The organism is Glycomyces amatae (genome assembly GCF_020991375.1).
In the GTDB taxonomy this organism is placed as follows: Bacteria; Actinomycetota; Actinomycetes; order Mycobacteriales; family Micromonosporaceae; genus Glycomyces; species Glycomyces amatae.
Genome location: NZ_JAJLQZ010000001.1, coordinates 566,961 through 580,578, shown reverse-complemented (window position 1 = coordinate 580,578; position 13,618 = coordinate 566,961). Strand labels below are relative to the sequence as shown.

General features: G+C 71.1%; 14 protein-coding genes. 3 read left to right on the top strand and 11 right to left on the bottom strand.

Going from position 1 to position 13,618, the window contains the following annotated elements:
* Positions 1-31 precede the first annotated feature (31 nt).
* From LO763_RS02810 to LO763_RS02765, 10 genes are all read right to left on the bottom strand, one after another.
* Positions 32-427, bottom strand: a complete 396-nt coding sequence (locus tag LO763_RS02810) for a cytidine deaminase (protein ID WP_230600398.1) — start codon at positions 425-427, stop codon at positions 32-34.
* A gap of 2 nt (positions 428-429) precedes the next feature.
* Positions 430-1,704, bottom strand: coding sequence for an ABC transporter permease (locus tag LO763_RS02805; RefSeq protein ID WP_230600395.1), 1,275 nt, complete (start codon positions 1,702-1,704; stop codon positions 430-432).
* Positions 1,705-1,709: 5 nt separating this feature from the next.
* A complete protein-coding gene (locus LO763_RS02800; RefSeq protein ID WP_230600394.1) occupies positions 1,710-2,993 on the bottom strand; it encodes an ABC transporter permease in 1,284 nt (427 codons plus the stop codon).
* Positions 2,990-4,624, bottom strand: coding sequence for an ABC transporter ATP-binding protein (locus LO763_RS02795; protein WP_230600393.1), 1,635 nt, complete (start codon positions 4,622-4,624; stop codon positions 2,990-2,992). Before LO763_RS02795 ends, LO763_RS02800 begins: the two co-directional genes overlap by 4 nt.
* A 40-nt stretch (positions 4,625-4,664) precedes the next feature.
* Positions 4,665-5,753: a BMP family lipoprotein gene (locus tag LO763_RS02790; RefSeq protein ID WP_230600391.1), complete on the bottom strand. Its 1,089-nt coding sequence runs from the start codon at positions 5,751-5,753 to the stop codon at positions 4,665-4,667.
* Between the two features lie 210 nt (positions 5,754-5,963).
* Positions 5,964-6,311, bottom strand: a complete 348-nt coding sequence (locus tag LO763_RS02785) for a hypothetical protein (protein WP_230600389.1) — start codon at positions 6,309-6,311, stop codon at positions 5,964-5,966.
* Between the two features lie 72 nt (positions 6,312-6,383).
* Positions 6,384-7,577, bottom strand: coding sequence for a galactokinase (gene galK / locus LO763_RS02780; RefSeq protein ID WP_230600387.1), 1,194 nt, complete (start codon positions 7,575-7,577; stop codon positions 6,384-6,386).
* Positions 7,564-8,535 carry a UDP-glucose 4-epimerase GalE gene (gene galE, locus LO763_RS02775; protein WP_230600385.1) on the bottom strand — a complete coding sequence of 324 codons (972 nt, stop codon included), beginning with the start codon at positions 8,533-8,535 and terminating at the stop codon, positions 7,564-7,566. The genes galK and galE overlap by 14 nt, the downstream gene beginning before the upstream one ends.
* Entirely contained in the window at positions 8,532-9,626 is a 1,095-nt protein-coding gene (gene galT / locus LO763_RS02770; protein WP_230600382.1) for a galactose-1-phosphate uridylyltransferase, read from the bottom strand. The genes galE and galT overlap by 4 nt, the downstream gene beginning before the upstream one ends.
* On the bottom strand, positions 9,623-10,435 hold the full coding sequence (locus LO763_RS02765) for a DeoR/GlpR family DNA-binding transcription regulator (RefSeq protein ID WP_230600380.1): 813 nt from the start codon (positions 10,433-10,435) through the stop codon (positions 9,623-9,625). The genes galT and LO763_RS02765 overlap by 4 nt, the downstream gene beginning before the upstream one ends.
* Positions 10,436-10,553: 118 nt before the next feature.
* Between LO763_RS02765 and trpS the strand changes: the two genes are divergently transcribed.
* Entirely contained in the window at positions 10,554-11,570 is a 1,017-nt protein-coding gene (trpS, locus tag LO763_RS02760) for a tryptophan--tRNA ligase (protein ID WP_230600378.1), read from the top strand.
* The gene (locus LO763_RS02755; protein ID WP_230600376.1) at positions 11,570-12,142 is read left to right on the top strand and encodes a 2'-5' RNA ligase family protein; all 573 of its coding nucleotides are present in this window, start codon (positions 11,570-11,572) and stop codon (positions 12,140-12,142) included. Before trpS ends, LO763_RS02755 begins: the two co-directional genes overlap by 1 nt.
* Before the next feature lie 314 nt (positions 12,143-12,456).
* Here the strand turns inward: LO763_RS02755 and LO763_RS02750 are convergent, their stop codons facing one another.
* Positions 12,457-12,813, bottom strand: a complete 357-nt coding sequence (locus tag LO763_RS02750; RefSeq protein ID WP_230600374.1) for a TFIIB-type zinc ribbon-containing protein — start codon at positions 12,811-12,813, stop codon at positions 12,457-12,459.
* A 194-nt stretch (positions 12,814-13,007) separates the two neighbouring features.
* Between LO763_RS02750 and LO763_RS02745 the strand changes: the two genes are divergently transcribed.
* Complete coding sequence (locus LO763_RS02745) at positions 13,008-13,337, top strand: hypothetical protein (protein WP_230600372.1); 330 nt, start codon at positions 13,008-13,010, stop codon at positions 13,335-13,337.
* Positions 13,338-13,618: the final 281 nt, after the last annotated feature.

Sequence of the window (13,618 nt, the reverse complement as noted above, 5' to 3'; positions counted from 1 at the left end):
GATGCGGGGCGCCCCGGTCCCGGGGCGCGGTTCAATCCTGCGCCAGGTGGTCGGGCCCGAACGCGCCGGGGAGCAGGGCCCCCACGGTGGTCGGCCCGGGCGATTCGTCCACGAGGCAGTCCGGTCCGCCGTGCTCGAAGAGCAGCTGGCGGCAGCGGCCGCAGGGGGTGAGGGGTTCGCCCGCGCCGTCGACGCAGGCGACGGCGAGCAGGCGCCCGCCGCCGGTGTTGGCGAGCTGGGAGACCATGCCGCACTCGGCGCACAGGGTCAGCCCGTAGGAGGCGTTCTCGACGTTGCAGCCCGAGACGATCCGGCCGTCGTCGACGAGCCCGGCGACGCCCACCGGGTACTTCGAGTAGGGGACGTACGCGCGGCGCATCGCCGCGCGGGCCTCGCCGCGCAGCAGGTCCCAGTCGATGTCGGCCATCGTCACTTGTCCCCCGGGTTGTAGGGCACGCCGTCGGCCGCGGGGGCCTTGGCCCTGCCGATGAGCCCGGCGACGACCACGAGCGTGACCGCGTACGGGAGCATCTGGAGGAACTCGCCGGGGACGAGGGACGAACCGGAGGCGTCGAGGTCGCGGGCGACCTGCGTGGTGAAGCCGAAGATGAGCGCGCCCGCGAGGACCCCGAGGGGGTTCCAGCGGCCCACGATCATGACGGCGAGCGCCACGAACCCGAGCCCGGCGGTCATGTTCTTGCTGAACGCCAGGGAGTTCGCGATGGTGAACCAGGCGCCGCCGAACCCGGCGATGAGGCCCGCAGCCGTGACGTTCCAGAACCGCAGCCGGTTGACGTCGACGCCCATGGAGTCCGCCGCCGCCGGGTGCTCGCCCACCGCGCGGGTGCGCAGGCCCCAGCGGGTGCGGTACAGCAGGAACCAGACGGCGGCCACGAGTACGAGGCCGACGTACACGAACAGCTTCTGCTGGAACAGGACCGGGCCGAGCACGGGGATGTCCGCGAGCGGGCCCCAGGAGATCGTCGGGATCGAGAACGCGTCGTTGAGCCCGTCGGCCTTCTTCAGCTGGTCGTACATGAAGCTGGTGAAGCCGAGCGCGAGCAGGTTGAGGATGACGCCGACGACGACCTGGTTGACCTGGTACTTGGTGGCCAGCAGCGCGAGGAGCATCGTGGAGAGCGCCCCGGCGAGCATCGCGCCGACCATGCCCGCGTAGACGTTCCCGGTGATGTTGGCGACCAGGACGCCGGTGAAGGCGCCCATGAGGAACTGGCCCTCGATGCCGATGTTGATGACGCCCGAGCGCTCGCACACGACGCCCGAGAGGGCGCCGAACATGTAGGGGAGCGACAGGAACAGGGCCCCGGCGAGGATCGACTCGGCCCGGAAGACCGTGCCCGGCTGGGAGTAGGACCAGACGAGCAGCGCGAGCACGAACGCCGTCACGGCCGCGACCGAGGCGAGCTTGAACCAGCGGTGCGCGAGGCCGGCGATCATCCACGCGCCCGCGGCGGCGGTGACGGCGCCGAGGGCGATGACCGCGCCCAACGTGGGCAGGGCCCAGTCGGCGTCGGCGAGGGTCCTGTCGAAGGCGACGGTGGTGGTGCGGTCCCCGTCGAGCGCGGTGAGCGCGAGCACGACCAGGAGCAGGCCGAGGGCGGCGTAGACGACGCCGGCCTTGAGGTGGCGGGCCGGTGCGCGGTCGTCGACCAGCGCGGGCGCTTCCATGGTGTCCACTGCCATGGGGCTCACCAGCCTTTCGCTTCGAGGGTGACCAGGCCGCCGCGCGGGGTGCGCAGGTGCAGGATCGCCTTGACCAGTGCGGGGGCGGCGATGAAGAGCACGATGATCGCCTGGAGCAGGGTCGAGATGTCCACGGGCACGTCGGGCTGGGCCGACAGGGCCCCGGCCTTGAGCGCGCCGAACAGGAGCGCCGCGGCGACGATGCCGCCGGGGTTGGCGCGGCCCAGGAGCGCGACGGTGATGCCGTCGAAGCCGTACTCGAGGGCGGTGTTGGTGGTGATGCCGCCCGAGCCGACGCCGAGGGACAGGGCCGCGCCGGCGAGGCCGGCGAGGGCGCCCGCGGCGGCCATCGTGGTCGAGTAGGTCGAGCCGATGCGCATGCCCGCGGTGGCCGAGGCGTGCTCGTTGAAGCCGACGGCGCGGATGCGGAACCCGAAGGTGGACTTCGACAGCAGCCACCACACGAAGACGGCGGCGGCGATGCCGACGACCAGCGAGAAGTTGACGCGCAGGGACGAGTTGAGCGAGGACAGGAGGGTCGGCATGACGGCGGAGTCCTCGACCGGCTTGGTGACCAGGTCGGGCTTGGTCTCCGAGTGGAGGAAGTCGGTGCCGATGGCCCACACCAGGAACAGCGCGGCGATGTTGTTCAGCATGATCGAGGAGATGACCTCGTGCGCGCCGGTGGTGGCCTTGAGGACGCCGGGGACGGCGCCGAAGAGGCCGCCCGCGACCGCGCCGGCGATGACCGCCAGGGGCAGGTGGATCGCGGCGGGCAGGTTCAGGCTGAAGCCGACGATGAGCGCGCCCATCATGCCGAAGATCATCTGGCCCTGGGCGCCGATGTTGAACAGGCCCGCTCGGAAGGCGAGGCCGACGGCGAGGCCGGTGAAGATCAGCGGGGTCGCGTAGGTGAGCGTCTCCGAGAGGGGGCGCAGGACGTCGCCGAAGTCGGCGGTGCCGGCCGCGAACCGGTCGAGGGTGTTGAGGTTGAGGATCGCGCCCTCGAACAGGGCCAGGTAGGAGTCGCGCACGAGGTACCAGGAGGCGGAGAGGGCGTCCTGGGGGCGGGCGAAGAAGTAGGAGTAGGTGGAGCGGGTGTACTCGTCGGAGACGATGAGGAGGATCGCGCCGATGAGGAAGGCCAGCAGCAGCGAGTAGACCGTCACCATGACCGAGTTCGCCTCGGTCAGGTAGCGGCCGAAGAGCCGCATGAAGTTCGGCTTCGGCTCGGGGGCCGCGGCCGCTTCAGGCTGCTCGGGGGCCGGGGACTTGGTCTCCGTGCTCAACGGTCACCTCCATTGGCGTCCTCGTCGGTGCTGGTCTCAATACCGGTGCTGGTCTCAATACCGGTGCTGGTCTCGATGTCGCTGCCGGTCCCGGCATCGGTGCCGGTCTCGGGTCCGGCTTCCGCGGCGGCGGCGTCGGCGCCGACCATGAGGCGGCCGATGACGTCGCGGGGGGTGCCCGGGTCGACCTCGCCGACGATGCGGCCGTTGTAGATCACGGCGATGCGGTCGGCGAGCGCGTAGATCTCGTCCAGTTCGGACGAGATGAGGAGGACCCCGGTGCCGGTGTCGCGCTCGGAGACGAGGCGGGAGTGGATGAACTCGGTCGCGCCGACGTCCACGCCGCGGGTCGGCTGCGCCGCGACGAGGAACCGGCGGGGCCGGGAGAACTCGCGGGCGATGATGACCTTCTGCTGGTTGCCGCCCGACAGCGACGAGGCGGACTCGTCCGGGGACTGGGTGCGGATGTCGAACTCGGCGATCGAGTCGACGGCCCGCCGGTGGACGGCGCCCGCGTCGACGACGCCGCCCTTGGCGTAGGGGGCGTCCTTGTACTGGTTGAGGACGAGGTTCTCGGCGACCGAGAACTCCGAGACGAGGCCGTCGCGGCCGCGGTCCTCGGGGATGTAGCCGAGGCCGTCGGCGATGCGCCTGGCGGGCGAGCGCCCGTGGGCGTCGCGGCCGTCGATCGCGATGCGGCCCGCGTCGGGCTTGACGAGGCCGAGGACGGCGCGGGCCAGTTCGGTCTGGCCGTTGCCCTCGACGCCCGCGAGGCCGACGATCTCGCCGGCGCGGACGGTCAGGTCGAGGCCGTCGACGACCTTGACGCCGGCGTCGGAGACGACGGTGAGGCCCTCGACCTCGAGGCGGGCCTCGCCGGGCTCGGCCGGGGTCTTGTCGACCTGGAGGGACACGGCGCGCCCGACCATCGCGGAGGCCATCTCGGACTCCGAGGCGGTCGGCTCCAGCTCGGCGACCACCTTGCCGCGCCGGATCACGGTGATGGTGTCGGCGACGGCCTGGACCTCTTTGAGCTTGTGCGAGATGAACAGGATCGACGTCCCGGCCTCGGCGAGGTTGCGCATGATCTGGAGCAGCTCGGTGATCTCGGCGGGCGTGAGCACCGCCGTGGGCTCGTCGAGGATGAGCAGCTCGGTCTTGGGGCCCGAGAGGGCCTTGACGATCTCGACGCGCTGCTGGACGCCGACGGGCAGGTCCTCGCAGACCGCGTCGGGGTCCAGGGCCAGGCCGTACTGCTCGGAGACGTCCAGGACGGCCCGGCGCGCGGCCTTGGCCGAGAGCACGCCCGCGCCGCGGGTGTGCTCTCGGCCCAGCTGGACGTTGTCGGCGACGCTGAAGGGCCCGACGAGCTTGAAGTGCTGGTGCACCATCCCGATCCCGGCGGCGATCGCGTCGCCGGGTCCCGAGAAGGAGGCCGGCTCCCCGTCGATGAGGATCTCGCCGCTGGTGGGCCGCAGGATCCCGTAGAGCATGTTCATGAGCGTCGACTTGCCCGCGCCGTTCTCGCCGAGGACGGCGTGGATCTGGCCGGGCTCGACCACGAGGTCGATGTCGTCGTCCGCGGTGAACGAGCCGAACTTCTTCGTCAGGCCCTTCAGTTCGAGTCGCAATGCACGTCCCTTTTGCAGTTCGGTCTCGGCCGGGGCCGGCTTACGACGCGGTCGGGCTGGCCGGGGACTCGACGACGATCTCGCCGTCGATGATCTGCTGGGTCAGCGCGTCCAGCTCGGCCTTGGTCTCGTCGGAGACGGCGTCCTCGAAGTCGTGGAACGGGGCGAGCGAGACGCCGCCGTTCTCGAGGGTGCCCACGTAGGAGCCCGAGATGGCCTCCCCGCCGTTGGCGGCGTCGTAGGCGGCGAGCACCGCGTCCTTGACGGCCGTGGCGAGGCCCTTCTCGGCCGAGGTGATGATCTCGGCGCCGTACTCGGTGGACACGAAGCCGTCGGTGTCGACCCAGATCGCCGAGACGTCCTCGTTCTCCGAGGCGGCGGTCAGCGCGCCGATGCCCGCGGGGCCGGCGACCGGGAAGAGGATGTCCGCGCCCTGGGTGATGAACGTGTCCGAGGTGCTCTTGCCGGCGGCGACGTCCTCGAAGCCGTTGATGAAGGTGCCGGTCTGGGCCGCCTCGTCCCAGCCGAGGACCTGCACGTCGGTGCCCTTGTCCTCGTTGTGCTTGGCGACGCCCTCGACGAAGCCGTCCATGAAGATGGTCACCGGCGGGATCTGGATGCCGCCCCAGGTGGCGACGGTGCCCGTCTGGGTCTGGGCGGCGGCCGTGTAGCCGGCGAGGTAGGCCGACTGGGCGGTGTCGAACTGGATCGAGTAGACGTTCTCGACCTCGGAGAAGCCGTCGACCGTGGCGAAGGGGATGTCCGGGTTCGCGGTGGCGATGGTGTCGACGTTCTCGGTCATGAGGCCGCCGACGCCGACGATGAAGTTGCAGCCGTCGTCGACCGAGGACTGGAGGTTGGGGTCGTAGTCGGTCTCGGACGCCGACTCCTTGAAGTCGACCTCGATGTCGTCGTTCTCCTCCTTGGCGGCCTCCATGCCGGCCCAGGAGGACTCGTTGAACGACTTGTCGTCGACGCCGCCGGAGTCGGTGACCATGCAGGCGAGGAACGACGCGTCGGCGTTGTCGCCGCCGTTCGAGTCGGACGGTGCCTCGCCGCAAGCGGCGAGGGCGGCGAGACCCACGGCGGAGAAGCCCGCCAGGGCCAGCTTGAACGGCTTGACAGCCATCTCGGTCTCCTTTGACAATTCCCAGGGGGTAAGTCGATACCCGCCTAATCATGGCCGCACTCGATGGCCTTTGACACTCACCTTGATGATTTCGTTACCGAAACATCCTATGACTGAGACCAGTGGTGAACTGGTGTTTCGTCGGTACTGCACCGAGATTGCGGCTTTGCGCCCGCATCCTTCACGGGCGCGCCCGCGGGCCCGGAGGGGTCACTGCCAGAAGACGGCCACGCCCGCGGTGGCGGCGATGAGGGCGCCGGTGGCCCAGAAGTGGCCGGCCGCGACCTTCTCGCGCTTCTTCCACACGGGAATGGCGATCATGACCGCGAGCAGCAGCGCGAACAGGAACTTCACGCCGAGCTTGGCGTGGTCGGCGTCCCCGTCGGCACTGGCGAGTCCGTAGAGGACGATGCCGGTGGCGAGCTGGACGGCGATGCCGTAGAGCATCGCGGCGTTGAAGTCGTACTTCTTGGAGAGCCAGGAGACGAGCCAGCCGCCGAAGACCGCGGCGAAGCCGAGCAGGTGGAGGTAGCGGAGCACCAGGTGGACGAGATCCATGACCCGGAGTATGGCAGAGGCCCCGGTCCCGGCTCGCCGGAGCGTGCGGACCGGAGCCTCTGTCACATGCCGTCAGCGGACGCGGTGGGCCCCCGCGGCGGCGCGGGCGGTGAACACGCGCGGCGTCGGCAGCCCGGCCGCGGCGGCGGCCTCGAGCACGGCCGCCTCGACCTTCGGCGCGGCGGCGGCCTCGACCAGGGCGATGGCGCTGCCGCCGAACCCGCCGCCGGTCATGCGCGCGCCCAGGGCCCCGGCGCCGAGCGCGGCGTCGACGGCGGCGTCGAGTTCGACCGAGGAGACCTCGTAGTCGTCGCGCAGCGAGGCGTGCGAGGCGGTGAGCAGCTCGCCGATCCCGGCCACCGTGCCGCCCTCGAGGATGCGGACGGTCGCGAGGACCCGCTCGTTCTCGGTGAGGACGTGGCGCATCCGCCGGTTGAGCCGGTCGCCGTCGGGGGCGTCGGCGAGCACGGCGCCGGGCGGGGCGTCGCGCAGGCTGCCGACGCCGAGGCGGCGGGCGGCCTCCTCGCAGTCGGCGCGGCGGGCCCCGTACTCGCCGTCGGCGTGCCGGTGCGGGGCCCGCGTGTCGATGACGAGCACCGCCAGGCCCTCCGGCTCGAGGTCGAAGGGGACCTGCCGGCGCGAGAGGTCCCGGCAGTCCATGAACATGACGTTGCCCTCGGTGCACAGCAGCGAGGCGGACTGGTCGAGCACGCCGGTGGGCGCGCCGACGTACTCGTTCTCGGCCAACTGAGCGATGCGGGCGGCCTCGGCGCGATCGATCCGGTGGCCGTACAGGTCCGCGAGGGCGATCAGGGCCGCGCACTCGAGCGCCGCCGAGGAGGACAGGCCCGCGCCGTGCGGCACGTCGGAGTGGAGCGCGATGCGGACCGGGCCGACCGGGTAGCCGCTCTCGCCCAGGGCCCAGGCCACGCCCGCGAGGTAGGCGGCCCAGCCGTCGACGCGGCCGCCGGAGGGGCCGTCGAGGTGCTCGGAGCGGACGGTGGAGCCGCCGCCGTACGTGGAGTGGAACTCCCAGGCCTCGGCTTTGGAGACGGCCGCGGCGGCGTAGAACGGCAGCGCGAAGGGCATCACGAAGCCGTCGTTGTAGTCGGTGTGCTCGCCGATGAGGTTGACGCGGCCGGGCGCGGCCCAGACCCCTTCGGGCTCGGCGCCGAAGACCGAGCGGAAGGACTCCGCGGCGGCCTCGGCCAGCTCGGCGGCGTGCGCGTCGGCCGGTTCGGCGGCGGCGTGGCTAGCGGCGGGCATGCTGGTAGTACTCCCAGGCGTCGGCGACCATGCGGTCGAGGCTGTCGCGGCTGGGCTTCCAGCCCAGCTCGGTCTTCGCGCGCTCGGAGGAGGCGACGAGCTCGGCGGGGTCGCCGGGGCGGCGGGGCCCGATCTCGACCGGGAAGTCCACGCCGGTGATCCGCTTGACGGTGGCCACGACCTCCTTGTTGGAGAAGCCGTTGCCGTTGCCGAGGTTGTAGATCCGGTGCTCCCCCTCCGTGGCGGCCTTGAGGGCGAGCAGGTGCGCGTCGGCGAGGTCGGCGACGTGGATGTAGTCGCGGACGCAGGTGCCGTCCGGGGTCGGGTAGTCGTCGCCGAACAGACCGAACGACTCGCGCTTCCCGGCGGCGGCGTCGAAACTGATCGGGATGATGTGGGTCTCCGGGTCGTGGTTCTCGCCGTGCCAGGTCCCGCCCTGGTCCCGGTAGGCGCCGACGACGTTGAAGTAGCGCAGGGAGACCGCGGCGAGGCCGTAGGCGGTGACCTCGGAGGCGATCGCCATGTCGCTGGAGAGCTTCGTCGCGCCGTACGTGGAGGTCGGGGCCTTGGCGGCCTCCTCCTTGATGGGGACCTCGGTCGGGTTGCCGTAGACCGCGGCGGTCGACGAAAACACGAGGGTCTTCACGTTCGCCTCGCGCATCGCGTCGAGCAGCGCGAACGTCCCGGCCGTGTTGGCCTCCCAGTAGAGGTCGGGGCGGCTCATCGACTCGCCCGCGGCGATGAGGCCCGCGAAGTGCAGCACGGCGTCGAAGGTCCCGTCGAGGACGTCGGCGGCCTGCTGGACCGGCTTGCGGACCAGGACCGCCCCCGCGGGGACGCGCTCGGCCGCGCCGGTCGAGCAGTCGTCGAGGACGACCACGTCGTGGCCCTCCTCGAGCAGCATCGTGGCGACGATCGAACCGATGTAACCGGCGCCGCCGGTGACGAGGTACTTCACATTGCTCCTTTGAGAATGTCAGCGGAGGCCTCGGGCCCGAGGTCGTGGACCCATCCGCCCATGAGGGACTCCGAGGAGGCCAGGAACTTCACTCTGCCCGCCCCGCGGCGGATGGAGACGAGCTCCAGGCGCAGGCGCCCGAGCTCGCGGTCCTCGCCCACGGGGGCCTGGTGCCAGCCTGCCATGTACGGCATCGGCTCCCCGGGAAACGCACCGTCGCAGCGCTTGAGGACGTCGAGGTAGAGCGGCGCGAACGCGTCGATGTACGCCTCGGGCAGCTCGGCCAGGTCGGCGAAGCGGGCCTTGGGGTAGAGGTGGACCTCGAAGGGCCAGCGCGCGGCGTACGGCGTGAACGCGATCCAGTGGCCGTTCTCGGCGATGACGCGCGGGCCGTTGCGCTCGGACTCGATGACGTCGTCGAACAGGTCGCGGCCGGTGGCCTCGCGGTGGCGCCGGTTCGCGTCCAGGTACTTGCGGGTCTGCGGGGTGACGTACGGGTAGCCGTAGATCTGCCCGTGCGGGTGGTGGAGCGTCACGCCGACCTCGACGCCGCGGTTCTCGAAGCAGAAGACCTGGGCGATGTCGCCGCGCGCGGAGAGCTCGGCGGTGCGCTGGGCGAGGGCCCGCACGATGAGCGCGACCCGCTCGGGGCTGAGGTCCACGAGGGACGAGTCGTGGTCGTCGGAGAAGACGACGACCTCGCAGCGCCCGGACGCCGGGACCGCGGTCTCCATGCCTTCGGGAACGCCGGCGGGCGCGAGCGGGCCGGGCTCGGCGAAGCCCCCGAAGCTCGGGAACCGGTTCTCGAAGACCGCGACCTCGTAGTCCGGGGCGGGGATCTCGGTGAGCTCCTCGCCGCCGCTGGGGCACAGCGGGCAGGCCACCGGCAGCATCGGGCGGTCGGAGCGCCCGGCCGAGACGGCGACCCACTCGTCGCGGAGCACGTCGTAGCGGATCTCGCCGGCGCTGACGCGGCCGCCGAGGTCGCGCTTGTCGGCGAAGCTCGACCGCCCGGCGTCGGGCGCGGTGTTGAAGTAGAGGATCTGGCGGCCGTCGGCGAGGCTGCCCGATTCCGTGTGGAACGCGGTCATGGTCTCTTCTCGGTGGTGTCGCGGGTCCCGTGGTCGGCCACCGGGGCGAGCACGACCTGGTCGACGTGCTCCCCGAGGTGCCTGCGGGCCTCCTCGTCGAGGAGGGAATCGGTGACGATGACGTCGGCGTCGCCCAGCGCCGCGATGGTGGCGATGCCGACGACGTCGAACTTGGTGTGGTCGGCGACGACCACGAGGCGGCGGCCCTTGGCCGCGAGGGTGGCCACGGTCTCGGCCTCGAGGAGGTTCGGGGTGGTGAACCCGGCGCGCGTCGACATGCCGTGGACGCCGAGGAAGACGGTGTCGACGTTGACCTTCTCGAGGGAGGCGACCGCGAAGGGGCCGACGAGGGCGTCGGAGGGGGTGCGGACGCCGCCGGTGAGGATGACGGTCTGGTCGGGGCGGCCCGCGCGGTAGAAGACGTCGGCGACGGGCACGGAGTTGGTGACGACGGTGAGGTCGGGGACGTCGGTGAGCCGGTGGGCGAGGGTCCAGGTGGTGGTCCCGGCGGAGAGGGCGATGGCCTGGCCGGGGCCCACGAGGGTCGCGGCGGCGTCGGCGATGGCCTGCTTCTCGGCCTCCTGGCGGACCTGCTTGACGGCGAAGCCGGGCTCGGTGGTGGAGCCGAAGTCGACGGCGGTGGCGCCGCCGTGGACCTTGGCGACGAGGCCGCGCTCGGCGAGGGTCTCGAGGTCGCGGCGGATGGTCATGTCGGAGACGCCGAACTCCTCGACCAGCTCGGCCACGCGGACCGCCCCGGTGCGGTGGACGCGCTCGGCGATCCGGCTCTGTCGCTGCTGCGCCAGCATGACGCCTCCTCGATGTCCACGCGCATGGCGCTCAAGATCAAACACAATTAAACATCAGGATCGGCGTCGCCGCAATACCGGGTGGCCGCCGTCTCCGCCCGGATGTCAGAATCGGTCCATGACCACTGCCGACCGCAAGCCCCGCGTCTTCTCAGGGATCCAGCCCACCTCGGACTCGTTCCACCTCGGGAACTACCTCGGCGCGCTGCGGCAGTGGGTGGCGATGCAGGACACCGCGGACGCGCTCTACTGCGTCGTCGACCAGCACGCGATCACCGTCGATCACGACCCCAAGGTATTGCACCAGCGCTCACGCGCCAGCGCCGCGCAGCTGCTCGCCCTGGGCCTGGACCCCGAGCGGTGCACGCTGTTCATCCAGTCGCAGGTCCCCGAGCACGCGATGCTCGCCTGGATCCTCGGCACGGAGACCGGCTTCGGCGAGGCCAGCCGCATGACGCAGTTCAAGGACAAGTCCGCCAAACAAGAACGAACAACCGTCGGACTGTTCACCTACCCGGTCCTCATGGCCGCCGACATCCTGGTGTACCAGACCGACCAGGTCCCCGTCGGCGAGGACCAGCGCCAGCACCTCGAGCTCTCCCGCGACCTCGCGGGCCGGTTCAACGGCACCTACGGCGACACCTTCATCGTGCCCGAGCCCTACATCGTCAAGGAGACCGCGACGATCAAGGACCTCGCCGAGCCCGAGAAGAAGATGTCGAAGTCCTCCACGAGCCCGCGCGGCTGCCTCTACCTGCTCGACGAGCCGAACCTCATGCGCAAGAAGATCAAGAGCGCCGTCACCGACTCGGGCGGAGAGGTCCGCTACGACATGGACGCCAAGCCCGGCGTGTCGAACCTGCTCAACATCTACGCCGCCCTCGGCGAGACCACCGTCGGGAAGCTCGAGGCCGAGTACGCCGGGAAGGGCTACGGCGACTTCAAGGGCGACCTCGCCGACGTCGTGGCCGACGCGCTCGGCCCGATCGCCGCGAAGACCAGGGAGTACCTGGCCGACAAGGCCGAACTCGACCGGATCCTCACCGCCGGGGCGGAGAAGGCCCGGCACCTCGCCGCCCGGACCATCGCCAAGGCCTACAAGAGGATCGGCTTCTATCCGCCGGTGGCGCTTTAGTGGCAGCGGCAGCGGCGGCGCCGGTGGTCACGGTGGGGGTGGCGATACCGGTGCCCTCGCCGTGGCGCGAAGTGATCGACGGGGCCCGGATCGGCTCGGGCGACCCGCTCGGCGAGATCGTCCCCGCCCACCTGACCCTGCTCGGGCCCACCGAGATCCCGGCCGCCTCGCTGGACGGGTTCCGGGACCACCTGGGCGCGGTGGCGGCCGCGTGCCCCGTGTTCGACCTGCACCTGCGGGGGACCGGGTCGTTCCGGCCGGTGACCGAGGTGGTGTTCGTGGCCGTGGTCGACGGGATCGCGGTGTGCGAGCAGCTGGAGTCGGCGATCCGCAGGGGGCCGGCCGAGCGGGAGCGGACGTTCCCCTACCACCCGCACGTGACGGTGGCGCAGAACGTGGGCACCGAGGCGCTCGACAGGGCGTTCGCGGCGCTCGCGGGCTTCGAGGCGAAGTTCCGGGTCGAGTCGTTCACCCTGTACACGCACCCGAGCGCGGGAGACTGGAGCTTCGAGACCCTCACCGGGGCACCGGTCCCGTGGACCCCGAGAGCGGTCTTCCCCCTGGGAGGCTGAGCCGGCGCCCGGACAGCGCCGCCCCCGGCGGCCGGGCGACCCGCCCGAGGTCGGCCCGCAGGCCGGAAACCGTCGTACCCGCAGGGCACCGTTGATTCGGGGGACCCTGCGGATGCCCGATTCGCCGGGAACCGCCGTTCACATTCCAGCGAGCGGCCCGGCATCCATTCGCTTGTCACACCCGGCGGGCATTGTTGAACCGGGGGACCCTGCGAATGTCCGTTTCGCCCCGGAACCGCCGTTCACATTTCCCGCGCCCGACCGCACCGTCCCGGCCGCCGGGCTCCGCCCGGCGGCTCGCGACACTGCGACCGCTAGAAGTCGAAGAGGTCCTCGAAGACGCTCTTGCGCTTCTTCTTCTTGTAGTAGTAGTCGTCCTTGCGGCGGTGGTCGTCGTAGTGGTGGTCCCGCCGGTCGCGGTCGTCGTAGCGGCGGTCGTCGTACCGCCGGTCGTCGCGCCGCTCGTCATAGCGCGGCTCGCGCGGCGGCGGGCCCGCGGGCGCGGCCGGGGCGGGCCCCGCGTGGAAGGACTTCTCGAAGTTCATCAGGTGCTCGAGTTCACCGCGGTCGAGGAAAATGCCCTTGCATTCGGCGCACTGCTCCACGACCACGCCGTTGCGCTCGTACTGGTGCATGGGGTTCTGACATTTCGGACAGAGCATCTGCATCATGACATGAACCTATCGTGAAATGAGCATCCATGCCCACCCGCAACCGGGCACTCCACCTGTGAATTCTCACAGTCAGAACGCCGCGGGTAAGAAACCCGACCGACGCCGTTCCGCCCTCGACAGCACCGCTCCGTCCATGAAAGCGTCATCGTGGCGCGGGCAATCCTCGCGTAACGATAGAAACGGAGTGAATCGTGAAACGAATCATGACGGCACTCGCGGCCCTCGCCGCCGCGGCCGCGCTCACCACCGGTTTCGCCGCCGCCGCGCAGGCCGACGACGCCGAGGCCGCCGCGGTCTGCTCGGCCGTGGCGAAGGAGCACCGCTCGGTGTGGGCCGGACCGGCCGTCGGCGACGCCGTCGGATCGGTGGCCGCCGGGCAGGCGTACGACGCCGACTGCGCGCTGGTGCCCGGCGAGTCGTACACCGCGTGCGGCGCGACCGGCGACCAGTGGGCCCGCGTCAACTACGCCGGCGACTCCTGGGGCTACCTGCCCGGCGCCTGCCTGACCTGGGCCTCATGACGAAGCGGGCCGGTCGGCGGGGGCGAACCCCGCCGACCGGCCCGCGATCCGAGTCGTCGGCGCGTCGACTCACACGATCGGGTGCGATCCGCGCGCCGGGCGGCCTCGGGCCGCCGTTCTTGTCGGACCCGGTCCGGAATATGGCCGCATACCTTCTTCTCCCCCGGGTGGGTGGGGGTCAGGGACGGTAATACGGCATCGGCCCGCGTTGAACTCCGGCTCCGTCCGTGCTTGCTGAGGCTCCGCTGCACGCACTTCCTTCGTCAGTGCGTACTGAGCCG

Excerpts from the sequence above, each read along its gene's own strand:
- LO763_RS02765 (WP_230600380.1), bottom strand. The coding sequence starts at position 10,435 with ATGCTGGCGCAGCAGCGACAGAGCCGGATCGCCGAGCGCGTCCACCGC.
- LO763_RS02750 (WP_230600374.1), bottom strand. The coding sequence starts at position 12,813 with ATGATGCAGATGCTCTGTCCGAAATGTCAGAACCCCATGCACCAGTAC.
- trpS (WP_230600378.1), top strand. The coding sequence starts at position 10,554 with ATGACCACTGCCGACCGCAAGCCCCGCGTCTTCTCAGGGATCCAGCCC.
- LO763_RS02790 (WP_230600391.1), bottom strand. The coding sequence starts at position 5,753 with ATGGCTGTCAAGCCGTTCAAGCTGGCCCTGGCGGGCTTCTCCGCCGTG.
- LO763_RS02785 (WP_230600389.1), bottom strand. The coding sequence starts at position 6,311 with ATGGATCTCGTCCACCTGGTGCTCCGCTACCTCCACCTGCTCGGCTTC.
- LO763_RS02805 (WP_230600395.1), bottom strand. The coding sequence starts at position 1,704 with ATGGCAGTGGACACCATGGAAGCGCCCGCGCTGGTCGACGACCGCGCA.
- galK (WP_230600387.1), bottom strand. The coding sequence starts at position 7,577 with ATGCCCGCCGCTAGCCACGCCGCCGCCGAACCGGCCGACGCGCACGCC.
- LO763_RS02810 (WP_230600398.1), bottom strand. The coding sequence starts at position 427 with ATGGCCGACATCGACTGGGACCTGCTGCGCGGCGAGGCCCGCGCGGCG.
- galT (WP_230600382.1), bottom strand. The coding sequence starts at position 9,626 with ATGACCGCGTTCCACACGGAATCGGGCAGCCTCGCCGACGGCCGCCAG.